The 20,336-nt window shown below is 64.1% G+C and carries 20 protein-coding genes and 1 pseudogene; 12 read left to right on the plus strand and 9 right to left on the minus strand.

Annotated features, from left to right (window positions below; all coding sequences use genetic code 11):
* Positions 1-86: 86 nt before the first annotated feature.
* Together IC761_RS33550 and IC761_RS33555 are read left to right on the plus strand one after the other, a co-directional pair.
* Positions 87-1,244: an alpha/beta hydrolase gene (locus IC761_RS33550; protein ID WP_195800891.1), complete on the plus strand. Its 1,158-nt coding sequence runs from the start codon at positions 87-89 to the stop codon at positions 1,242-1,244.
* A 111-nt stretch (positions 1,245-1,355) separates the two neighbouring features.
* Positions 1,356-1,727 carry a hypothetical protein gene (locus tag IC761_RS33555; RefSeq protein WP_195800892.1) on the plus strand — a complete coding sequence of 124 codons (372 nt, stop codon included), beginning with the start codon at positions 1,356-1,358 and terminating at the stop codon, positions 1,725-1,727.
* A gap of 165 nt (positions 1,728-1,892) precedes the next feature.
* Here the strand turns inward: IC761_RS33555 and IC761_RS33560 are convergent, their stop codons facing one another.
* Entirely contained in the window at positions 1,893-2,624 is a 732-nt protein-coding gene (locus tag IC761_RS33560; RefSeq protein ID WP_195804859.1) for a hypothetical protein, read from the minus strand.
* A 174-nt stretch (positions 2,625-2,798) separates the two neighbouring features.
* Between IC761_RS33560 and mbfA the strand changes: the two genes are divergently transcribed.
* From mbfA to IC761_RS33580, 4 genes are all read left to right on the plus strand, one after another.
* Positions 2,799-3,770 (plus strand): iron exporter MbfA, encoded by a 972-nt coding sequence (gene mbfA, locus IC761_RS33565; protein WP_195800893.1) that lies wholly within the window; start codon positions 2,799-2,801, stop codon positions 3,768-3,770.
* 9 nt (positions 3,771-3,779) lie between these two features.
* Positions 3,780-4,637: a hypothetical protein gene (locus IC761_RS33570; RefSeq protein ID WP_246791406.1), complete on the plus strand. Its 858-nt coding sequence runs from the start codon at positions 3,780-3,782 to the stop codon at positions 4,635-4,637.
* A 27-nt stretch (positions 4,638-4,664) separates the two neighbouring features.
* Positions 4,665-5,195 carry a cytochrome b gene (locus IC761_RS33575; RefSeq protein ID WP_195804860.1) on the plus strand — a complete coding sequence of 177 codons (531 nt, stop codon included), beginning with the start codon at positions 4,665-4,667 and terminating at the stop codon, positions 5,193-5,195.
* 90 nt (positions 5,196-5,285) lie between these two features.
* Entirely contained in the window at positions 5,286-6,758 is a 1,473-nt protein-coding gene (locus tag IC761_RS33580) for an amidase (protein WP_195800894.1), read from the plus strand.
* A 123-nt stretch (positions 6,759-6,881) separates the two neighbouring features.
* On the opposite strand, the gene IC761_RS33585 is transcribed toward IC761_RS33580, so the two are convergent.
* Positions 6,882-7,970, minus strand: coding sequence for a Zn-dependent alcohol dehydrogenase (locus IC761_RS33585; RefSeq protein WP_195800895.1), 1,089 nt, complete (start codon positions 7,968-7,970; stop codon positions 6,882-6,884).
* A 45-nt stretch (positions 7,971-8,015) separates the two neighbouring features.
* Entirely contained in the window at positions 8,016-9,800 is a 1,785-nt protein-coding gene (locus IC761_RS33590) for an acyl-CoA dehydrogenase family protein (protein ID WP_195800896.1), read from the minus strand.
* 234 nt (positions 9,801-10,034) lie between these two features.
* Here IC761_RS33590 and IC761_RS33595 point away from each other — a divergent pair, with 234 nt between their 5' ends.
* Positions 10,035-10,736, plus strand: a complete 702-nt coding sequence (locus IC761_RS33595) for an SDR family NAD(P)-dependent oxidoreductase (protein ID WP_195800897.1) — start codon at positions 10,035-10,037, stop codon at positions 10,734-10,736.
* 123 nt (positions 10,737-10,859) lie between these two features.
* Positions 10,860-11,690 carry an enoyl-CoA hydratase gene (locus IC761_RS33600; RefSeq protein WP_195800898.1) on the plus strand — a complete coding sequence of 277 codons (831 nt, stop codon included), beginning with the start codon at positions 10,860-10,862 and terminating at the stop codon, positions 11,688-11,690.
* Here IC761_RS33600 and IC761_RS33605 read toward each other — a convergent pair.
* On the minus strand, positions 11,677-12,570 hold the full coding sequence (locus IC761_RS33605; protein ID WP_195800899.1) for a LysR family transcriptional regulator: 894 nt from the start codon (positions 12,568-12,570) through the stop codon (positions 11,677-11,679). The genes IC761_RS33600 and IC761_RS33605 overlap by 14 nt on opposite strands.
* 124 nt (positions 12,571-12,694) lie before the next feature.
* On the opposite strand from IC761_RS33605, the gene IC761_RS33610 reads away from it, so the two are divergent.
* On the plus strand, positions 12,695-13,522 hold the full coding sequence (locus IC761_RS33610; protein ID WP_195800900.1) for an oxidoreductase: 828 nt from the start codon (positions 12,695-12,697) through the stop codon (positions 13,520-13,522).
* A 58-nt stretch (positions 13,523-13,580) separates the two neighbouring features.
* On the opposite strand, the gene IC761_RS33615 is transcribed toward IC761_RS33610, so the two are convergent.
* Both IC761_RS33615 and IC761_RS33620 read right to left on the minus strand, forming a co-directional pair.
* Positions 13,581-14,204, minus strand: a complete 624-nt coding sequence (locus tag IC761_RS33615; RefSeq protein WP_195800901.1) for a GNAT family N-acetyltransferase — start codon at positions 14,202-14,204, stop codon at positions 13,581-13,583.
* A 96-nt stretch (positions 14,205-14,300) separates the two neighbouring features.
* Positions 14,301-14,504: a DUF1127 domain-containing protein gene (locus IC761_RS33620; RefSeq protein WP_195800902.1), complete on the minus strand. Its 204-nt coding sequence runs from the start codon at positions 14,502-14,504 to the stop codon at positions 14,301-14,303.
* Positions 14,505-14,614: 110 nt separating this feature from the next.
* Here IC761_RS33620 and IC761_RS33625 point away from each other — a divergent pair, with 110 nt between their 5' ends.
* Both IC761_RS33625 and IC761_RS33630 read left to right on the plus strand, forming a co-directional pair.
* Positions 14,615-15,508 carry a transcriptional regulator GcvA gene (locus IC761_RS33625; RefSeq protein WP_195800903.1) on the plus strand — a complete coding sequence of 298 codons (894 nt, stop codon included), beginning with the start codon at positions 14,615-14,617 and terminating at the stop codon, positions 15,506-15,508.
* 141 nt (positions 15,509-15,649) lie between these two features.
* Positions 15,650-16,975 (plus strand): MFS transporter, encoded by a 1,326-nt coding sequence (locus IC761_RS33630; RefSeq protein WP_195800904.1) that lies wholly within the window; start codon positions 15,650-15,652, stop codon positions 16,973-16,975.
* A gap of 107 nt (positions 16,976-17,082) precedes the next feature.
* Here the strand turns inward: IC761_RS33630 and IC761_RS33635 are convergent, their stop codons facing one another.
* Genes IC761_RS33635 through IC761_RS33645 form a run of 3 tightly spaced genes read right to left on the minus strand, consistent with a single transcriptional unit; the run spans position 17,083 to position 19,688 of the window.
* Positions 17,083-17,496 (minus strand): Rieske (2Fe-2S) protein, encoded by a 414-nt coding sequence (locus tag IC761_RS33635; protein ID WP_195800905.1) that lies wholly within the window; start codon positions 17,494-17,496, stop codon positions 17,083-17,085.
* Entirely contained in the window at positions 17,496-18,605 is a 1,110-nt protein-coding gene (locus tag IC761_RS33640) for an amidohydrolase family protein (RefSeq protein WP_195800906.1), read from the minus strand. The genes IC761_RS33635 and IC761_RS33640 overlap by 1 nt, the downstream gene beginning before the upstream one ends.
* A 24-nt stretch (positions 18,606-18,629) precedes the next feature.
* A complete protein-coding gene (locus tag IC761_RS33645; RefSeq protein WP_195800907.1) occupies positions 18,630-19,688 on the minus strand; it encodes an amidohydrolase family protein in 1,059 nt (352 codons plus the stop codon).
* Positions 19,689-19,831: 143 nt separating this feature from the next.
* On the opposite strand from IC761_RS33645, the pseudogene IC761_RS33650 reads away from it, so the two are divergent.
* Positions 19,832-20,315: pseudogene (locus IC761_RS33650) on the plus strand (CinA family protein).
* The last annotated feature ends 21 nt before the right edge of the window (positions 20,316-20,336 follow it).

The raw sequence follows: 20,336 nt of genomic DNA on the forward strand, positions 1-20,336 counted from the left end.
AGAAGTGGTGGGTTACGCCGTGCAGATGCGCTTCGCGCGTCTGCGGGGCTAACCCACCCTACGATTCCACCTAGACGGAGACAGCAATGACAACGCTCCCCGACATCCCTCTCCCCGCCGGCATCCGCTCGCGCTATGTCGACGGCATCAACGGCTTGCGCATGCATGTGCTCGAGGCCGGCTTCGAGACCAAGGGTCGCCCCTGCATCCTGCTGCTGCACGGTTTTCCCGAGCTGGCCTTCTCCTGGCGCAAGATCATGCCGGCGCTTGGCTCGGCCGGCTACCACGTGGTCGCGCCGGACCAGCGCGGCTACGGCCGCACCACGGGATGGACTGCCGATTACGACGGCGACCTCGCCCCGTTCCGGCTGTTCAATCTGGTGCGCGACGCGCTCGGGCTTGTCTCGGCATTCGGCTACAAGCAGGTCGATCTGGTCGGACATGATTTCGGCAGCCCGGTCGCATCCTGGTGCGCGCTGGTCCGGCCTGACGTGTTCCGCTCGGTGACGATGATGAGTGCGCCATTCGGCGGACCGCCGCCACTGCCGTTCAACACCGTCGATACGTCGGCGCAGGCTCCGGCCGAAGATCCGGTGCATCGCGAGCTCGCGGCCCTGCCGCGCCCGCGCATCCACTATCAATGGTACTACGCGACGCGCACGGCGAACGCGGACCTGCATCAGGCGCCGCAAGGCGTGCATGATTTCCTGCGCGCCTACTACCATCACAAGAGCGCGGACTGGACCGGCAACAAGCCGTACCCGCTGAAATCATGGTCGGCGGGCGAGCTGGCAAAACTGCCGACCTACTACGTGATGGACCTCGGCGAGACCATGGCGGAGACGGTCGCGAAGGAGATGCCCTCGCCGGCCGCCATCGCCGCCAATCGATGGCTGCCGGACAGCGACCTTGCCTTCTACAGCGCCGAATATGGCCGCACCGGATTCCAGGGGGGCTTGCAATGGTATCGCTGCGGCACGACGGGCGCCTTCAACAACGAGTTGCAGCTGTTCGCGGGCCGCACGATCGACGTGCCCTCCTGCTTCATCTCGGGCAAGCAGGACTGGGGCACCTATCAGCGCCCCGGCGTGTTCGAGGCCATGCAGGCGAGCGCGTGCACCAACATGCTCGGCTGCCATCTCGTCGATGGCGCGGGCCATTGGGTGCAGCAGGAGCAGCCGGCCGAGGTCAGCCGGCTGTTGCTGCAATTTCTCCACCGCACTGCGGTAGATCGGACACATTGAGGCGTTGCCACGATCCAGTCACACGGCGTTAATCCGTGGTTCAGGGAACAGTCGGCAATGTCTGACGTTGCGGGATACCGGACCTGCGTCCGGCGACCATGGAGAACGATGATGGACAAGAAGATCGCCGGACTGCTGGGAGCGGTGGCCACGCTCGGGACCCTCGGCGCGGTCGAAGCCGCGCCGGCGCCGGCCGACGTCTTGCAGGCGAATTCATACGCCGACCTGCTGAAGCCGATTGCGAACGCCAGTGCCCTGCTGCAAGCCATCGACGAAACGGCGCCGCCAAAGGCGGGCGAGAACGTTCAGGTCGCTCAGTACTATCACCACCATCATCATCACCACCACCATCACAGCTTCTATCCTCGCTATCGCTATTATGACGACGCGCCTGTTGTGGTGGTGCCGCGATATCGGCGGTACTATCACCATCATCATCATCACCACCACCATCATCACAGCTTCTATCGGCGCGACTATTGAGGTCGCCGGGACGGTGGAATGAGATGAACAGGACCTCCGGGTCCTGTTTGTTTTTGGTGGCGTCGAAATCGGGAAAAACAGGAAAGGTCACCCGTCGCGTGTGACCGCACTCGTGGCCGGTGCGGAAATCAAGCCAAAGGACTGAGGGACGGCAAGTCCGCGCGGTCATCCGCCCTTGTCATCACGGGCTTTCTCCTTCGCTGCGCGATGCAGGTGCCGGTAAGTGCCATCGAACACCGTATCGGATGACGACGTCCACTCGGTGCCGGCAGCCAGCTTGGGCCGACTGCTGTAGATCCGGCGAGCCTGAAGCTCACGCTCCGCCGCTTCCTCCTCGTCCATGGGCTCAAGCTCGAAATTGGCTTCCTCGGGAATGACGATGATTTGCGCGAAGGGCTCGTTGGGCCGGAAGATGTGGGTTCGTCCCTCGGCCGGCGCCTTGAAGACGCAGAAGAACATCATCGGCCACCAATTGCGGATCAGCGCAGGGACGGCAATCGGCACGGTGTCGGTATGATCCGTATAGAATCGCGGATGCGGCTCCGTGCGAATCGCCATGCCTTTGCGGACCTTGAGATCGAGCAGGATCTGATAGGTGTAGAAGACGTCGCCAAATTTGCGAAACGGCGGCCATTCGGCGCCGCCTTCGGGCGGCTCTCCCCAATCGGCCTCCAGGATCAATCGACCATCCCTGGTCGTCACGTGAAGCTCGAAATCATAGGGATAGAACAGCTCGATGCCGTATTGCGCGCCTTCCGAGAATGGCACGCAATGCCAGACCTGCTCACGCGAACCATTCGCGCGCGGCTCGCGCTTGCCGGCCCATCCGGGGATTTCGAGCTTGGTGCGGCGTGGCGCCAGCCGCGGATCGTTCAGCCGAAACTTGACCTTGTCCATCATTCACCCCGTCTCCCCACACTATGAATTCGAACCTGCATCGCCGGGCGCGGTTCCATGTGCTCATCGACCACTGTGGCAGCGCAAGATTTCGGGCTTTCGCGTGAATTGACCCTGAACGAGTTACAGCCTATATCACTTTAGAATTATTCTAAACTATTGGGACAGGGCGTCGTGAAGACTTTTGCCGATCTGACCGAGCGCGAGGTGCTTGCGGTCGCGATTTCCTCCGAGGAGGAGGACAGCCGCATCTACATGACCTTCGCCGAGGATTTGCGGGAGCGCTACCCGGACACGGCCAAGATTTTCGAGGAGATGGCGGAGGAGGAGCGCGGCCACCGGCATCGCCTGCTCAAGCTCTATGAAGAACGCTTCGGACCGCATCTGCCGCCGATCCGGCGCGAGGACGTCAAAGGCTTTTTGCGCCGGCGTCCGATCTGGCTGACCAAGAACCTGCCGCTCGACACGATCCGGAAGGAGGTCGAGACCATGGAGCTCGAGGCCGAGCGCTTCTACACGCGCGCCGCCGAGCAGGCCCAGGATGTCGGCGTGCGCCGCCTGCTCGGCGATCTCGCTGAAGAGGAGAAGCACCACGAGAACCGTGCGGTCACGCTCACCGACGAGATCTTGAAGCCCGACGTGCGCGCCGAGGAAGACCGCACGCGGCGGCGGATGTTCGTGCTGCAATATGTGCAACCGGGCCTCGCCGGCCTGATGGACGGCTCGGTCTCGACGCTGGCGCCGCTATTCGCGGCGGCCTTCGCCACCCACCAGAACTGGCAGACCTTCCTAGTCGGCCTCGCCGCCTCGATCGGCGCCGGCATCAGCATGGGCTTCGCGGAGGCGCTGTCGGACGACGGATCGCTCACCGGACGCGGCTCGCCCTGGCTGCGCGGCATCACCTGCGGCGCGATGACGACGCTTGGCGGACTCGGCCATACCATGCCCTATCTCGTGCCTGATACATGGCCCAACGCCTTCTGGATCGCGACCGCCATCGCCGGAATCGTCGTGTTCTTCGAACTCTGGGCGATCGCCTTCATCCGCGCACGCTACATGGACACGCCGTTCCTCCAGGCCGTGTTCCAGATCGTGCTCGGCGGCGCCATCGTGCTGGCGGTGGGGATCCTGATCGGGGCGGCTTAGGCGATGGCCATGGAGAAGCATCCGCACACCGCCGCGTGCCTGGCCGGCGCCCTGATCCTGCTGTCGTCGGGCGAGGCCGCGCGCGCCACCGACGAGATCCAGGTCTACAACGCCGGCATCGCCGACATCGGCCAGTTCACGATCCAGCAGCACCTCAACTATGTCGCGCTTGGACAGAAGGACCCGCCCTTCCCCGGCGGCATCCCGTCCAACCACAGTCTCAACGGCACGCCGGAATTCGCCTATGGCATGACCGACTGGTGGGAGCTCGGGCTCTATCTGCCGTTCTCGGTGCAGGACCGGCAATTCCTCTCCGACGCCTTCAAGCTGCGCACGCTGTTCGTCGCGCCGCATGCGGAGCAGCGCAATTTCTTCTATGGCGTGAATTTCGAGCTGAGCTACGAGATGCCAAAATTCGCGCAGACCCGATGGGGCCTGGAGATCCGCCCCATCATCGGCGTGCGCAACTCGCAATACGAGTTCATCGTGAATCCGATCGTCGATATCGGGTTCGGCAACAAGGGCGAGGCCGATTTCGCGCCGGCCGCCCGGCTGGCCCGCAACTTCGGCAACGATTTGTTTGCCGGCTTCGAATATTATGCCGATTTCGGCGAGATCGGGAATTTCAGCAAGCTTTCCGAGCAGCAGCACACGCTGTTTGCCGTCACCGACTTCAAGGCCGGCGCGTTCGACGTGGATTTTGGCGTCGGCTACGGGCTGACACCGGCGTCCGACCGCCTCGTCGTCAAGACCATCATCGGTTATGCCTTTCCCGTGCCCGGGCAGAAAGCGGATGGCAACTCGCGCACGAGCAGCGGGCCGACCAATCCCTTCACCCATGCCGCAACACGCAGCTTCCAGCCCTGACCGGCGCAGGCGCTCAACGCCAGGATCCTGATGACCACTCTTCAATACGGCACGCCCGCCAAGATCTTCCACTGGCTCATCGTCGCGCTGCTCGCCGTGCAATACCCGATCGGCTGGTTCATGCCGGATATCCATCCGGGCATGAGCCCGGGTGCCGGCATGACGTTTCACCTGTCGATTGGAATGATCATCCTGGCGCTGACGGCTCTCCGTCTGCTCTGGCGTCTGACCCACCCAGTCGCGCCTGAGAGCGCTCTGCCTACCTGGCAGCGCTTGTCCTCCGAGGCCGTACACTGGCTGCTCTATGCTTTGGTGCTGGCGACGACGATCACGGGCTGGCTGTTTGCGTCCTTCCGCGGATGGTCTGTTTCATTTTTTTATCTCGTACCGATGCCGATGCTCGCGTCCGGCAACGCCGCCGCCGGCCGGGCCATCGACGGCCTCCACCAGGCGATGGAATGGGCGCTGCTCATCACCATCGGCATTCACATCGCAGCCGCGCTCGCGCATATCTTCGTCTATCGCGACCGCGTGATGCAGCGAATGTTGCCGGGGTAATACCCCGGACAGATCAACCGCGATCAAACGACGGTTGCAGCATCGGATCAAACTGCACATCATCCCTCCAGTGAAGCGCAGGAGCATCTCGTGGCGAAATCGGAATGGAGTTTCAAGAGCGCGGTCGAGTTATCGGCCGCCCTGACCGCGAAAAAAGTCTCCGCGGTCGAACTGACCCAGGACGCCATCAATCGCATTGAACGTCATGACGGCAAGATCAACGCCGTCTGCGTCCGTGATTTCGACCGCGCGCTCGGCACCGCCCGCGATGCGGATGCCGCGATCGCGCGCGGCGAGACCCAGCCGCTGCTCGGCGTTCCCGTGACGATCAAGGAATCCTTCAACATTGCGGGCCTGCCGACGACGTGGGGCTTTGTGCCGCAGAAGGACTTCAAGCCGGCGGAGGATGCGGTGGCCGTGAGCCGCATCAAGCAGGCCGGTGGCGTTATCCTCGGCAAGACCAACGTGCCGGTCGGGCTCGGCGATTGGCAGAGCTACAACGAGATCTACGGCGTCACCAATAATCCCTACGACCTCGGGCGTACGCCGGGCGGCTCGTCGGGCGGCTCCTCGGCGGCCCTCGCTACCGGCTATGGCCCGCTGTCGATCGGCTCCGACATCGGCGGCTCGCTGCGCGTGCCGGCATTTCATTGCGGCATTTTTGCCCACAAGCCGACGATCAATCTCTGCGCGGCGCGCGGGGAGACACCGCCGCCATTTCCGGCCATGCCGCGCGAAGGCGACCTCGCCGTCATCGGCCCGATGGCGCGCACGGCTGCCGATCTCACGCTGTTGCTCGACGTCATGGCCGGGCCCGATCCGTTGGACGCCGGCGTCGCCTACAGGCTCGAACTGCCGACCGCGCGCCATCAGGCGCTGCGAGATTTTCGCGTGCTGGTGATCGACAGCCATCCGCTGCTGCCGACTGATAACGACGTTCGCGGCGCCATCGAAAAGCTTGCAGCCGATCTGTCGAAGGCCGGCGTGAGCGTCGCGCGCGAGAGCGCGCTGCTGCCGGATTTGGCCCGGACGTCGCGGCTCTATGTGCGCATGCTCTTGGCGTTCCTCGGCGCGTTCTCCCCGCCCGAAGAGTTCGCAGGTGCGCAGGCCCGCGCGGGCCAGCTCTCGCCCGACGACCTGAGCTTGGGCGCCGAACAATTGCGCGGCATCACCGCCAGCCATCGCGCCTGGGTGCTCGATGCCGGCGCCCGTGCCGCCTTGCGCGCGCAGTGGCGCGAGCTGTTTCGGACGTTCGATGCGGTGATCTGCCCGATCATGCCGACGCCAGCCTTTCCCCACGATCATTTGCCGGATCAGGACGCGCGGCGCATCAGCATCGACGGCAACGACTATCCCTATTCCGACCAGCTCGCCTGGCCGGGCGCCGCCACCCTGCCAGGCCTGCCGGCGACAGCCATTCCGCTCGGGCTGTCGAACAGCGGCCTGCCGCTCGGCGTGCAGATCGTCGGCCCATACCTGGAGGATCGCACGCCGCTCAGGCTCGCCGAGCTGATCGAACGCGAATTCGGCGGGTTTGTGCCGCCGAAGATGTTTGACGATTAGTCTCGCCTCGTCATTGCACGGGAGGTCCTGTAGCCAGGATGGAGCGAAATCCGGGACAGCGTATCAGCGACAAAGATCCCGGATTGCGCTTCGCTCCATCCGGGCTACGAAGAACGCCCTTGCTCAACTGTCAAACACGATCACGCTGCGCAGCGTCTTGCCGGCCTTCATGTTGGCAAAACCTTCGTTGATCTCGGACAGCTTCAGCTTGGCCGAGATCCAGTCCTCCAGGTGCAGCCGTCCGCGCAGGTAGAAATCGACCAGCCGCGGCATGTCGACGCGAAAATGGTTGGAGCCCATCGACGAGCCCTGGATCCGGCGCTCGCGCAAAAAGTCAAAACCGTGCAGCTCGATCTTCTGGCCGAACGGGATCATGCCGACGATGGTGGCGGTGCCGCCCGAGGTGAGCATGGCAAAGGCCTGTTCGGCGGTTTCCTTGCGGCCGAGCACCTCGAAGGAATGCTGCACACCGCCATTGGTGAGGTCGCGCACCTGCTTCACCACGTCGCCGTCGGCGGGGTTGATGATGTCGGTTGCGCCGAGCTTGGTCGCAAGCTGGAGCTTGGCCGGATTGGTGTCGATGGCGATGATGCGGCCGGCACCGGCGATCTGCGCACCGTTGATCGCGGCCATGCCGACGCCGCCGCAGCCGATCACCGCCACGGTCTCACCCGCCGTCACCTTTGCCGTATTCACCACCGCGCCGTAGCCGGTGATGACGCCGCAGCCGATCAGCGCGGCGAGATCGAGCGGCATCTCCTTGCGGATTTTGACGATGGCGTTCTCGTGCACCAGCATCTGCTCGGCAAAGGACGAAAGATTGAGGAACTGGTTCAGCTTCTCCGGCCTGTTCCACTGCATCCGGTTGGAGGCACCCGGCAGCATCTTCACCGTGGTGTCGGTGCACAGCACGGTGCGGCCGGTGGTGCAATTGTCGCAGGTGCCGCAGAACACCGAGAGGCAGGTGACGACGTGATCGCCCGGCTTCACGTAAGTCACGTCGGAGCCAACCTGCTCGACGATGCCCGCTGATTCATGGCCAAGCACCGCAGGCAGCGGGTGCGGATAGAGGCCTTCCATGAAATGCAGGTCGGAGTGGCAGAGGCCGGCAACCGCAGTGCGGATCAGGACTTCACGCGGGCCGGGCTTCGGCAGGCTGACATCCTCGATGACCAGCGGCTTGTTGACTTCATAGAGGACGGCGGCCTTCATCGAGCTCTCCCTGTCGCTTTTCTTGGTTTGAGCGTGGCGTGCAGCCTACGCTGCCAGAACCAGTTCGCCAACCTCGCTCATGGCGGCATCGCGATCACCGAGCAGAAGTGCTGCGATCTTCGCCTGCGCGACATTTTCCGTCAGCCGGAACGGATCGTTCGGCGACACACGGTGATCGATCACCAGCCGCGACAGCAGCAGCCTTCGCGCATCGCCGCGCATGGCGTGGATGCGATGCGCCTCCCAGGCGAGCGCGACCGCGCTTGCGACGTGATAAAGCAGGCTGGTGGCGCGGCGTGCATCGGCCTCGTTCTCGGACTTGCCGGCAACTTCGCGCGCGAAACCGACGGCGCGATCGGTGAGACCGCGCAAGCGGTCGCGCCAGGCCTGCGGCACCGACGCGCTGTCGTCGAGCCGCGCATGCAGATCGGCCGCGAGCGCGGATTCGGCACCATGGCGGCCGACGGCGCGCCGCAGCGCATCGATCGCGACGATGTTGCCGGTGCCTTCCCAGACCGAGCCGAGATGCGCGTCGCGCAGCAGGCGCGGCGTGGCGAATTCCTCGATATAGCCGATGCCGCCGCGCATCTCGAGCGCATCGCCGCAGACTTTTCGTGCATCGCGCGTGGCGCGGAATTTCAGCGTTGGAGTGAGGATGCGCAGCAGCGCAGCCGCATCCTGGCTGCCGGCCTCGGCGCGGTCGAGCGCGTCCGCCGTGAGAAAACTCATCGACAGCGCCTGCTCGACCGGCAGCATAATCTTCAGCATCTGTCGGCGACCGAGCGGCAGGTCGATGATGCGGTTGCCGAACACCACGCGGTTCTTCGCCACCGTCATGGCGTCATGATAGGCGCGGCGCATCAGCGCGGTGGATTTGACGCCGTTGGAAAGGCGCGATGAATTCACCATCTCGGCCATCTGCACAAAGCCGCGGTCGAGCTTGCCGACGGCATACGCAATCGCGCCCTCGAGCTTGATCTCGCCCGAGGCCATCGAGCGCGTGCCGAGCTTGTCCTTGAGGCGCACGATCCGGTAGTGGTTCTGTGATCCGTCGTCGAGAAAGCGCGGCATCAGGAACAGGCCGACGCCGCGCGTGCCGGGGCCGGCCCCTTCCGGCCGCGCCAGCAACATCACGACTTTCGCATCCGCATTCGAGCAGAACCATTTTTCGCCGGTGAGACGCCAATGGTCGCCCTCCTGCACGGCGCGCGTGGTCAGCGTGCCGACGTCGGAGCCGCCTTCTTTTTCGGTCATGAACTGGCCGCCCTGCGTCAGCTTGTTCATGTCGGTCGAGGTCAGGCCGTCGAGATATTTGGCCTTCAACGCCTCGCTGCCGAAATTCGCAAGCAGCCTGGCGCAACCGTCGGTGACGTTGATGGGGCAGCCCATGCCGAATTCGGTCTGGTTGAACAGGAAGGTGAAGGCGTGTTTTGCCACCACCGGATATTTGTCCGGCCAGCCCATGATGCCCTTGCGGATCGAGAGCGCGTGAATGCCGAACTCGCCGAATGCGGCGTTCTCCAATTCGCGATAGGCCGGATGATACTCGATCCACTGCACGTCGCGGCCGAACTTGTCGCGCTGGTGCAACACCGGAATGTGCCGGTCGGCAAGACGCGCGCACTCGTCGAGATGGCCGCCGGCGAGTTCGCCGAGCCGGTCGAGATGCGGCTCGATGTGGCGGAACAGCGTGTCCGGCAGGTGGATGCGGAGCAGATCGGTCAATGCCGGATCGGCGCGATAGAAGTTCATGCCGGTGGTATCGGGCGCCAGCAGGCCGGATTGCTCGGCCGCGACGTGTTTCGACTGCCCTGTGACCGGCTTGTGCATGATCGTCCTCTTCGCTCCCGTCCGGTGGCAATTCTTAATGCTTGCCGCTTTGGATGATGTCGATCATGCTCCCATCGCGGAGACGGATAAAGCCGCAAATTGTCAGGGAGGCGTGATCGCCGTGACGGGGCAATTCGCTCTGCGGAATTGTGATCGAGCTCCCCTGCGCGCGCGCTGGCTGTTCTCCCGCGCGATACATAGATCAGCGGCTCCTTGTCCCCGAGAGATCGCACCATGGAACATCCAAAGTACAAGATCGCGCTGATCGTCGGCGCCGGCGAAGGCCTGAGCGCCTCGCTGGCGCGGCTGTTGTCCGCCCAGGGCATCCGCGTCGCGCTTGCCGCGCGAAAGATCGAGAAGCTGGGCGCGCTGTGCAGCGAGACCGGCGCCAAGGCTTATGCCTGCAATGCCACGGACCCGGAAGAGGTCGAACGGCTGTTCGGCCTGGTCGAGCGCGAGATCGGAACACCCGACCTCGTCGTCTACAACGCCTCCGGCCGCTCGCGCGGACCGTTCGTCGAGCTGGTCCCGGCCGAGGTGGCGCAGGCGATCGCGGTCAGCGCTTACGGCGGTTTCCTGGTGGCACAGCAGGCCGCAAAGCGCATGCTGCCGAACAAGCACGGCGCAATCCTGTTCACGGGCGCCTCGGCCAGCGTCAAGGGCTATGCCCAGTCCGCGCCGTTTGCGATGGGGAAGTTTGCGCTGCGCGGCCTCGCCCAGAGCATGGCGCGCGAATTGTCGCCGCAGGGCATCCATGTCGCGCATTTCGTCATCGACGGCGGCATCCGCAGCGCAGCGCGCACGGAAGCAGCCGACAAGCCGGATTCGATGCTCGACCCCGATGCGATCGCGGAAAGCTATTGGAACGTGTTGCAGCAGCCGCGCAGCGCCTGGAGCTGGGAGCTGGAGCTGCGACCGTGGGTGGAGAAGTTTTGAGGCGAGACGGCCAATGATCGTCCTTGCGAGGAGCACTTGCGACGAAGCAATCCAGGCTGTCTCTGCGGATGCATTTCTGGATTGCTTCGCTTCGCTCGCAATGACGAAAGAAAGGGAGGAACAATGACCACCGAACTCACCATCGATACCGGCACCAACGAGCTCCTCTGCGTCATCCGCGACCGCGTCGCGGTGATCACGCTGAACCGACCCGAGGCACGCAATTCGCTGTCGGATACGCTGACGCCGGCGCTGCGCACGATGATCCGGACCTGCGGCGAGAGCCCCGACGTCGGTGCGCTGCTGATCACCGGCGCGGGCGAGGCGTTCTGCGCCGGCGGCAACGTCAAGGGCATGGGTGCGCATCGCGACCCGAAGAAGTTAGAGATGTCCTTCGACGACAAGGTCGCCGACCTCCAGGATCGGCAGCGGCGGCTCACCGGTGCGCTGGTGGCGGTGCGCAAGCCGACCATCGCAGCGCTGCCGGGCGCCGCGGCCGGCGCCGGGCTCGCCATCGCCATGGCCTGCGACATCCGCATCGCCGCGCAGTCGGCCTTCGTCACCACCGGCTATGCGCGTGTCGCACTCTCCGGCGATTACGGCATCGCCTGGCTGCTGACGCGGCTGGTCGGCACATCGCGGGCGCGCGAATTGATGTTCACGGGCGAGCGGGTCGACGCCGCGCGCGCCGAAGCGATCGGCCTCGTCAACCGCGTCGTGGCCGATGATAAATTGCAGGCTGAAGCCTTTGCCCTCGCCAAGTCACTCGCCGAAGGTCCGCGCCTTGCGCTGCGCTACATGAAGGACAATCTCGACGAAGCCCTGCAATTTGATTTTGAGACCGCCCGCGACCACGAAGCCGAACGGCTGATCCGCCTGACCACGACCGCCGATCACAAGGAGGCCGTGCAGGCCTTTATCGAGAAGCGCAAGGCGGTATTCATGGGGAAGTAGGCGCCCGCGCAAAATCCACGAACGCTCGCAAGGCCGCCGGCAGTTGCCGGCGACTTGGGTAGTAGAGGAAGAAGCCGGGATAGGCCGGACACCAGTCGGCGAGCACTCTGGTTAGCTTCCGCTTGGCGAGCAGCGCTTCCACCTGCTGTTCGAACACATAGGCAAGCCCAGCTCCGTCGAGGGCCGCATCGACCATCAGATCCTGGTCGTTCATCGTCAGCGCCCCGGTGACGTCGATCTCGACCTCGATGCCGCCGCGCTCAAACTCCCAGTGATAGAGCGCACCTGATGTAAAGCGGTAGCGGATGCAGGGCAGGCCCTTCAAATCGTGCGGGGTGTTCGGCACCTTGTACGCCTTGAAGAAGGCGGGTGAAGCGACGACCGCAAAACGGTGCCGCGGGCCGATCGGCACGGCGATCATGTCGGCGGCGATGGTCTCGCCAAAGCGCACGCCAGCATCGAAGCCGGCGGCAACCATGTCGATCAGGGCATCGTTGATCACGAGCTCGACGCTGACGTCGGGATACGCCCTCAGGAAGCGCGTCACGATCGGCAGCAGCACGAGCTGGGCCGACTGGCGCGCGGCGGTGAAGCGCAGCGTGCCGGCGGGCTTGCCGCGGAAATTGTTGAGGTCCTCGAGCGCATCGTCGATGTCGCGGAAGGCCGGCGTGATACGGGCAAACAGGCGTTCGCCGGCCTCGGTCAGCGCCACGCTGCGGGTGGTGCGGTTGACGAGCCGTAAACCCAGCCGCTCCTCGACATTGCGCAGGGCATGGGAGAGCGCCGATGGCGTGACCCCGAGTTCGGTCGCCGCCGCGCGAAAGCTGCGGTGGCGGGCGATCGCAAGGAAGGTCGCGAGGTCGGACGGATCGATCCGCATTGATGAATTTTTCTCAATAGATCTTGGAATATATAGCGGATTATCTCAGCTATGGCGAGCCGCTACACCTTGCCCATCGGCTCCGGCACATCGGCCGGGCTTCGACAAAGGAAAGGGCAACATCATGCGTGTCTGGTTCATCACAGGAGCATCCCGCGGATTTGGCGCCTTGATCGCCGAGGCAGCGCTGAAGGCCGGCGACGCCGTCGTCGCGACCGCGCGCGACCCGTCGACCGTCACTGCGCGTCTCGGCAGCCACGAGCGGCTGCTGGCGACCCGGCTCGATGTCACCAGCGAGACTGAGGCGCACGAGGCCGCGGGCCAGGCGGTCAAGAAATTCGGACGCATCGACATCCTCGTCAACAATGCCGGCTATGGCCTGTTGGGCGCGATCGAGGAAGCCGGCGGCGCGGAGACGCAAAGGCTGTTCGGCACGAACGTGTTCGGCCTGCTCGGCGTCACCCGCGCGGTGCTGCCGCATATGCGCCGCCAGCGGTCGGGCCACGTCATCAACATCTCGTCGGTCGGCGGTTACACCGGCTATCCCGGCTGGGGCGTCTATGGCGCGACCAAGTTCGCGGTCGAAGGCATCAGCGAGGCGCTGGCCGGCGAAGTGGCGCCGCTGGGCATCAAGGTGACCGTGGTCGAGCCGGGCTTCTTCCGCACCGACTTCCTCGACGAGACCTCGCTGTCGCGCACGGCGCAACAGATCGACGACTATCACGAGAGCGTCGGCAAGACCCGCGCGCTTGCGGCCGAATTCAATCACGGCCAGCGCGGCGATCCGCGCAAGCTGGCACAGGCCTTCCTGAAGCTGGTTGACGCCAAGACCCCGCCGCTGCGGCTGCCGCTCGGCAGCGACACGGTGGAGCGGATCGAAACGAAGAACGCCTTCGTGGCGAAAGAGCTGGCGGAGTGGCGCACGGTCGCGACCTCGACCGACCACGATTGATGCGTGAAGGCAAAAAAATGCCCGACTCCGGATTGCCAGAGCCGGGCCTCGAGTGGTGTCAGGCCGTGGCTGAGGGGCTTACGACCCGACGGGAAAGGGCAGCGAGGCGCCAGCTCGCGCAAGGAATGTCTTTTGGCGCAACGTTGATCTCCTTGTCGAAGCGCACCAGCTTCCAGTCGTCCGGATTGTTGACGAAGGCGAAACCGGATTTGCGCGCGAGCGAGATCATGGTCTGGTTGGAGCGCAGCGTGTCGCCGAAGATGTGCTCGGCACCGAGCGCGGCGGCGCGGCATTCGAGATTCCTGAGCAGCGCCGTGCCGATGCCGTGGCCCTGCCAGCGGTCGTCGATCGAGAGGCCGAACTCCAGCGTCGCATTCTCCTCGTGGAAGGCATAGCGCGCCTCCGCGACGATGGTTTCGAAACCGTCGACCATCATGGTCGCGACGACGGTAAAGCGCTCGCGTGCGCCGACATCGAGGAATTCGTTCAGCAGGCCCTTCGGCAGTTCGCTGACCGCACCGAAGAAACGGTTGTAGCGGGAGCGGGTCGAGAGTGAGCGGAAATAATGCTGGAGCTCGTCGGTGTCGCGCGGCTCGACGAAGCGGACGTTCAGCGCCTCACCCTGACGGGTGCGCAGCGTATCCGAATATTGCTTCAAATCTTCCAGGCGATAGGTGCTCATGACACGAGCCTTCAGGAACGGGCCTTGGGAAACCAGCCGTGCAGAAAGGGGACCGCCGGCGCCCCTGTGATCAGGCGGCGCCGGCCTGGCGGCCAATCAGGCCCGCCAGAAGGGTTTCTCAGCCTCAACGGCGATATCGCTCCAGGACAGGCCGACGTCGTGGAGGTCGCGCGCGGTCCAGTTGGACAGTTCGCGGCGGGTCCGGTAGCGCTCCTGCCAGACGTGGAGCGTCTCGCCGATCTGGTAGACCAGGCTGGGCGCATGATGATTTGTCATTGAATTCTGGGTCAAAGTAGACATTTTCAGCTCCTAGAGCTAAGTTGGAAGCCAATATCTGCTTGACTGCGCGTTTCGACAAACGACAATTTGTACCCTTTCGCATGAAATAACGTCATGCATCCTGCTGCCAGATGACTGCCAGATTGCCCTCCCTGAACGGATTGCGGGCGTTCGAGGCCGCCGCGCGCCATCTCAGCTTCACGCTGGCCGCGGCCGAGCTGAACGTGACCCAGACCGCCATCAGCCATCAGATCCGCCGGCTCGAGGAAGAGCTGGGCATCCGCCTGTTCATCCGGCAGAACCGCGCGCTGGCGTTGACGGCGGAGGCGCGCGACTACCTCCCCGGTGTCCGCGCCGCCTTCAACGACCTCCGGCTCGCCACCGACCGACTCTTGCGCAAGGACGACGACAAGGTGCTGACGGTCTCGACCATCGCCTCGCTCGCCGCAAAATGGCTGCTGCCGCGGCTGACCGATTTCCAGGAAGCGAACCCCGGCATCGACGTCCGTATCACCACTTCGACCAGTCTCGTCGACTTCCAGCGCGACAATGTCGATGCCGCGATTCGCTACGGGCGCGGCCAGTGGCGGGACCTGCGCGCCGACTGGCTGATGGCGGACGAGCTGTTTCCGGTGTGCAGCCCATCGTTGTTGCGCGGCGACGAGCCGCTGCGCACACCTGCGGATCTGAAGGGACACGTGCTCCTCCACACCAACAGCGGCGACGACTGGCGGCTCTGGCTGACAGCGGCAGGTCTGCCGACCGGCATTTCCCAACAGCCCGGCCTCACCTTCGACATGACCTTCATGACCGTCCAGGCGGCGATCGACGGCATGGGGGTGGCAATGGGGCGGACCACCTATGTGCAGGACGACATCGCCAAGGGCCGGCTCGTGGTTCCCTTCAAGATCGCGCTGCCGGCCGATGCCGGGTTCTATCTGGTCTCGCCGCAAGGCCGCCGCGAGGCGCCGAAGCTCGCTGCGTTCCGGCAATGGCTGGTCGCTGCAACGCAGAATAAAGCCTGAAAAATCATCAGCTTCCGCAGCAAAATGAGTTGACTCGCCGCGCCTCGCGCGAGAGGGGTAGTCAGATTGTCACAGCAACAATCTGTCGCCTTGCCGTGAAGTGAATTGCGGTCCGGCCACGTCTTCAGGGGAGTAATGTTCATGGCTGGACCAGCAACCAATCCGCCCGAGATCAAGTCGCGCATCGGCGCGATCCTGCGCGCAACGTCAGGCAATTTCCTCGAGCAGTTCGACTTCTTCCTGTTCGGATTCTACGCCGCCGCGATCGGCAAGGCGTTCTTCCCTTCCAGCAATGAAACCGCGTCGCTGCTCAACACCTTCGGCGTGTTCTGGCTCGGCGCGTTGATGCGCCCCGTCGGCGCGATCGTGCTCGGGGCCTATATCGACCGCATCGGCCGTCGCCAGGGCCTGATCGTCACCCTCGGCATCATGGCCATCGGCACCGTCGTCATCGCGTTCTGCCCGAGCTACGCGACCATCGGCATCGCGGCGCCGATCATCGTGCTGATCGGCCGCCTGCTGCAAGGCTTCTCCGCCGGCGTCGAGCTCGGCGGCGTGTCGGTCTATCTCTCCGAAATCGCCACGCCCGGCAATCGCGGCTTCTACACCTCGTTCCAGTCGTCGAGCCAGCAGGTCGCGATCTTCGTGGCCTCGATCCTCGGCTTCATCCTCTCCGAGGTGATGCCGGCCGACACCGTCGCCGCCTGGGGCTGGCGCATTCCGTTCTTCGTCGGCTGCCTGATCATTCCCTTGATCTTCTTCCTTCGCCGCACGCTGGAGGAGACGCCGGCGTTCCTTGCGATGAAGAAGCATCCGACGGCGAGCGAGGTGTTCGCCTCCGCGCTCGCCAATTGGCGTATCGTCATCCTCGGCATGATGATCGCGATCCTGACCACGACGACATTCTACTTCGTCACCGTCTACACGCCGACCTTCGGCAAGACCGTGCTGAAACTGTCGACGCAGGATGCGCTGCTGGTGACGCTGCTGGTTGCGGTCACGAACTTCATCTGGAATCCGGTCGGCGGCGCGCTGTCCGACCGGATCGGGCGCAAGCCGGTGCTGATCGGCATCGCCAGCCTGGCGCTGGTCACCGCCTATCCGGCACTATCCTGGCTGGTGGCGGCGCCGACCTTCGGCAAGCTGCTCGCGGTCGAGATGATGTTCTCGTTCTATTTCGGCATGTACAGCGGCACCATGCTCGGCGCCCTGGTCGAGATCGTGCCGGCGCATGTCCGCACCACCTGCTTCTCGCTCGCCTTCGCGCTCGCGGCCGCGCTGTTCGGCACCTTCACGCCGTTCGCCTCGACCTTGCTGATCGAACACACCGGCGACAAGGCCTCGCCCGGATTCTGGCTGATGTTCGCAGCTTTCATCGGCATCATCGCAGCCTCGATCGTCTACCGCGGCGGCGGCAAGGCCGTGCCGACCTACGACACGGCGGCGGAGCCGGTGGCGGGGCACTAGCTCGCTGTCATTCCGGGGGCTCTTCTTTAACCTCTCCCCGCTTGCGGGGAGAGGTCGGATTGCTCTTGCGATCCGGGTGAGGGGGGCGAGGGAGCGTACGGTGGGCTCTACAGCTCCACCACCACGTAATCGCTCTCGACCTTTACCGTGACAGTCTCCGCGACATACGGTCCCTTCACCACGGCCGCGCCCGGCTCGACATGGGTCGGGTAGGCCTTCGCGCGGAAACGGCGGGGATCGCAATAGGATTGTCCGGTGCGGATGTCGAACTCCCAGCCGTGCCAGGGACAGCGGATGATCTCGCCGAGTTTCGTGTACTCGATCTCGCCGGGATCGCTGGATTGCGCCAGGCCAATCAGCGGGCCCTCGCACAGCGCCGCGCCCTGATGCGGGCAGCGGTTCATCAGGCCGAAATATTCGCCCTTGATATTGAAGACAGCGATCGGCCGTCCGTCGATCTCCAGAAATTTTCGGGTGCCCGGTGGAAGCTCACCGACCGGGGCGATCACATGACGCGCCATCAACTGATCCCGTACAGCGCCCGCGCATTGCCGAGATAGAACGCCTCGCGGTTGGCCTCGCTGACACCTGCCGGCAGCACGCGCGACGGCTCGTCATAGTCCCAATGCGGATAGTCGGTCGCGAACAAGAGCCGGTCCCAGCCGATCCATTTGATGAGGTCGAACAGATCCTCGCGCCGCTCCGGATCCTCCATCGGCTGCGTGGTCCACCACACCTGTTCGCGGATATATTCCGATGGCGGCCGTTTCACATGCGGCACTTCGCTGCGCAGCCGCTGCCAGACCTTGTCGAGCCGCCAGGCCAGCGACGGCGCCCAGCCGAAACCGGCTTCGATCATCACCATCTTCAGTTTCGGGAAGCGCTCGAACACGCCTTCCAGCACGAGACTCGCCAGCGCCGATTGCTGGCACTGCGAATGCCCCACCATCTCCTCGATGTAATAGGACGGCCAGCCCGACGGCGTGATCGGGTTGCCGCCGAAGCCGAAGGCGTGCACGCCGACCGGCAGGCCCGCCTCTTCCGCGGCCTGATAGATCGGCCAGTAGCGGCGCTGGCCGAGCGGCTCGACATTGCGGCTGAGCAAAAGCACCTGGACAAAGTTCCTGTCACCGGCGCGCTCGCGGATTTCCGCGGCGGCCGCCAGCCCGTCCTCATTGCCGACGACAATGGACGCCTTCAGCCGCTTGTCCTTGGAGGTCCATTTGTCGATCTGCCAGTCGTTGATCGCCGAGCAGAGCGCCGCCGAGAGCTCGTGATTGCGGATGCCCTGACCGGTGTTGAGCGGATTGAGCACGCCCAGCTGCACATTATTGGGATCGAGCAGCTGCTTCTGCATGAAGGAGAGAGAGGAGCCTTGCGGCCCACCTTCCGGCGGATAGGCGTCGCGGCGCGAGGCGTTGGGCTGGGCCTTCGGATAGGGCGGGCCTTCCATCATGCCCTGATAGGCATGGACGCCGTAGACATCGAGATGATGCTGCCAGCGTTTGGCGAGATAGGGATAGAGTTCGGTGCGACTGGCGCGCGCCGGATGGATGTCGCAGTCCGCGATCGCGGCCTTTGTCGTCAGGTGGGAAGCGGCTTCGGTGCCTTCGCGGAACTGGATATTCATCGCCATGCCTCCTTTGGCAGCGGGCTAGATCAGGCGGGGATAGGTCGCATGCGGATTGTCGATCATGATCTTGCGCACGAGATCGGGGGTGAGACCCTCGGGCAGCGCGTCCTGGCCGTCGAACTGCCAGTGCGGATAGTCGGTGGAGAATAGGACCAATTCGTCCGACTGCATATGATCAAACAGGCGAATTAATGTCTCGGGTTCCGGCGGCGCATCAAATGGCTGTAACGAGAAGCGGATGTTGCTGCGCACAATGTCCAGCGGCGCGCGATCGACCCAGGGCGTCTCCATCCGCACCCCGCGCCAGAACTTGTGCAGCCGCCAGAGATAGGGGGAGATCCAGGAGATGCCGGATTCCAGCATCACCATCTTCAGCCGCGGATATTTGGCGAACACGCCCTCGACGATCAGGCTGGTGAGCTGGGTCTGGAAGGCCTGGGCCTGACCGACATAGTCCTCGATGTGATAGGAACCCCAGCCCACAGCCGTCGGTGGATGGTGATAGGCGGAACCGGCGTGGATGCCGACGGGAAGTTCCAGCCGTTCCGCGGCCTGGTAGATCGGCCACAGCGCGCGTTTTCCGAGCGGCGTGTCGCCCATCACCAGCATCAGCACCTGCACGAAGCGCTTGTCCCGTGCGCAGCGTTCGATTTCGGCGACGGCCTTCTCGATGCTCTGGGTCGGGATCACGATCGAGCCGCGTAGCCGCGTATCGCGATCAAGCCATTCCTTCGCCAGCCACTCGTTCAATGCGCGGCAGAAGGCGGCCTGCAAATCTTCTGAAAACACCATCTGCACGCCGTAGAGCGGATTGCAGACGGCATGCGTGAGCTGGAAGGGATCGAGCACATGGCGCTGCATGTCCTCAAGGCTTTCGCCCGGCTTGCCATTCTCGGGACGCCAATCGGGGCGCGCAACGATCGGCGAGTTCTTCGGATAGGATTGCGAGACAAGATCGACCATGCCGCGCGTCGTCACCTGATCGCGCCAGTAGTCGTTCAGATACGGCAGCAGGCTGGTCAGATGCGGCACGGCCGGATGCACGTCGCAATCCACCCCACCGGCGATCAGGGACGCCATGACGTCTCCCTTCTCACGTTTCCTCGTCGTGTCTTGTTCTGCCCGCCATTCAAGCAGGCCTGCCCGTCGCCCGCAACTCGGCCAAGGCCGCTGTCATATGCTAGGAAGGCTGAGCTCGATTGAAGGAATGAGGGGGTTTAGGGATGAAAGAGCTCGTCGGCATTGCGGAACAGATCGCGGTGAAATTGATCGCACGCAAACAGACCATTGCGGTCGCGGAATCTTCGACCGGCGGCCTGATCTCGGCGAGCCTGCTCGCCGTGCCCGGCGCATCGGCCTATTTCCTCGGCGGCGCCGTGGTGTACACCCGCGATGCCAGGCGCGTGCTGATGGATATTTCGGACGAAGGAATGAAAGGCTTCCGTTCGTCCTCCGAGCCCTATGCAAAACTCCTGGCCGAGCAGATGCGAACGCGCTTCAGCTCCGACTGGGGGCCTGTCGGAAACGGGCGCCACCGGCCCAACCGGCAACCGCTACGGCGATGCGGCCGGCCACAGCTGCATGGCTGTCGCGGGGCCGGCAGCAGAAGTGATGACGCTGGAGACGGGCAGCAACGATCGGTTTGGCAATATGCAGGTGTTTGCGGCGACTGCGCTGAAATTGCTGCTGAGGAAGCTATCGGACTAGCCGCGCTCCAATCCCGGTGTC

This window comes from Bradyrhizobium commune (assembly GCF_015624505.1).
Classification (GTDB): Bacteria; Pseudomonadota; Alphaproteobacteria; order Rhizobiales; family Xanthobacteraceae; genus Bradyrhizobium; species Bradyrhizobium commune.

Excerpts from the sequence above, each read along its gene's own strand:
- IC761_RS33550 (WP_195800891.1), top strand. The coding sequence starts at position 87 with ATGACAACGCTCCCCGACATCCCTCTCCCCGCCGGCATCCGCTCGCGC.
- IC761_RS33555 (WP_195800892.1), top strand. The coding sequence starts at position 1,356 with ATGGACAAGAAGATCGCCGGACTGCTGGGAGCGGTGGCCACGCTCGGG.
- IC761_RS33560 (WP_195804859.1), bottom strand. The coding sequence starts at position 2,624 with ATGGACAAGGTCAAGTTTCGGCTGAACGATCCGCGGCTGGCGCCACGC.
- IC761_RS33570 (WP_246791406.1), top strand. The coding sequence starts at position 3,780 with ATGGAGAAGCATCCGCACACCGCCGCGTGCCTGGCCGGCGCCCTGATC.
- IC761_RS33585 (WP_195800895.1), bottom strand. The coding sequence starts at position 7,970 with ATGAAGGCCGCCGTCCTCTATGAAGTCAACAAGCCGCTGGTCATCGAG.
- IC761_RS33590 (WP_195800896.1), bottom strand. The coding sequence starts at position 9,800 with ATGCACAAGCCGGTCACAGGGCAGTCGAAACACGTCGCGGCCGAGCAA.
- IC761_RS33595 (WP_195800897.1), top strand. The coding sequence starts at position 10,035 with ATGGAACATCCAAAGTACAAGATCGCGCTGATCGTCGGCGCCGGCGAA.
- IC761_RS33600 (WP_195800898.1), top strand. The coding sequence starts at position 10,860 with ATGACCACCGAACTCACCATCGATACCGGCACCAACGAGCTCCTCTGC.
- IC761_RS33605 (WP_195800899.1), bottom strand. The coding sequence starts at position 12,570 with ATGCGGATCGATCCGTCCGACCTCGCGACCTTCCTTGCGATCGCCCGC.
- IC761_RS33610 (WP_195800900.1), top strand. The coding sequence starts at position 12,695 with ATGCGTGTCTGGTTCATCACAGGAGCATCCCGCGGATTTGGCGCCTTG.
- IC761_RS33615 (WP_195800901.1), bottom strand. The coding sequence starts at position 14,204 with ATGAGCACCTATCGCCTGGAAGATTTGAAGCAATATTCGGATACGCTG.
- IC761_RS33620 (WP_195800902.1), bottom strand. The coding sequence starts at position 14,504 with ATGTCTACTTTGACCCAGAATTCAATGACAAATCATCATGCGCCCAGC.
- IC761_RS33625 (WP_195800903.1), top strand. The coding sequence starts at position 14,615 with ATGACTGCCAGATTGCCCTCCCTGAACGGATTGCGGGCGTTCGAGGCC.
- IC761_RS33630 (WP_195800904.1), top strand. The coding sequence starts at position 15,650 with ATGGCTGGACCAGCAACCAATCCGCCCGAGATCAAGTCGCGCATCGGC.
- IC761_RS33635 (WP_195800905.1), bottom strand. The coding sequence starts at position 17,496 with ATGGCGCGTCATGTGATCGCCCCGGTCGGTGAGCTTCCACCGGGCACC.
- IC761_RS33640 (WP_195800906.1), bottom strand. The coding sequence starts at position 18,605 with ATGAATATCCAGTTCCGCGAAGGCACCGAAGCCGCTTCCCACCTGACG.
- IC761_RS33645 (WP_195800907.1), bottom strand. The coding sequence starts at position 19,688 with ATGGCGTCCCTGATCGCCGGTGGGGTGGATTGCGACGTGCATCCGGCC.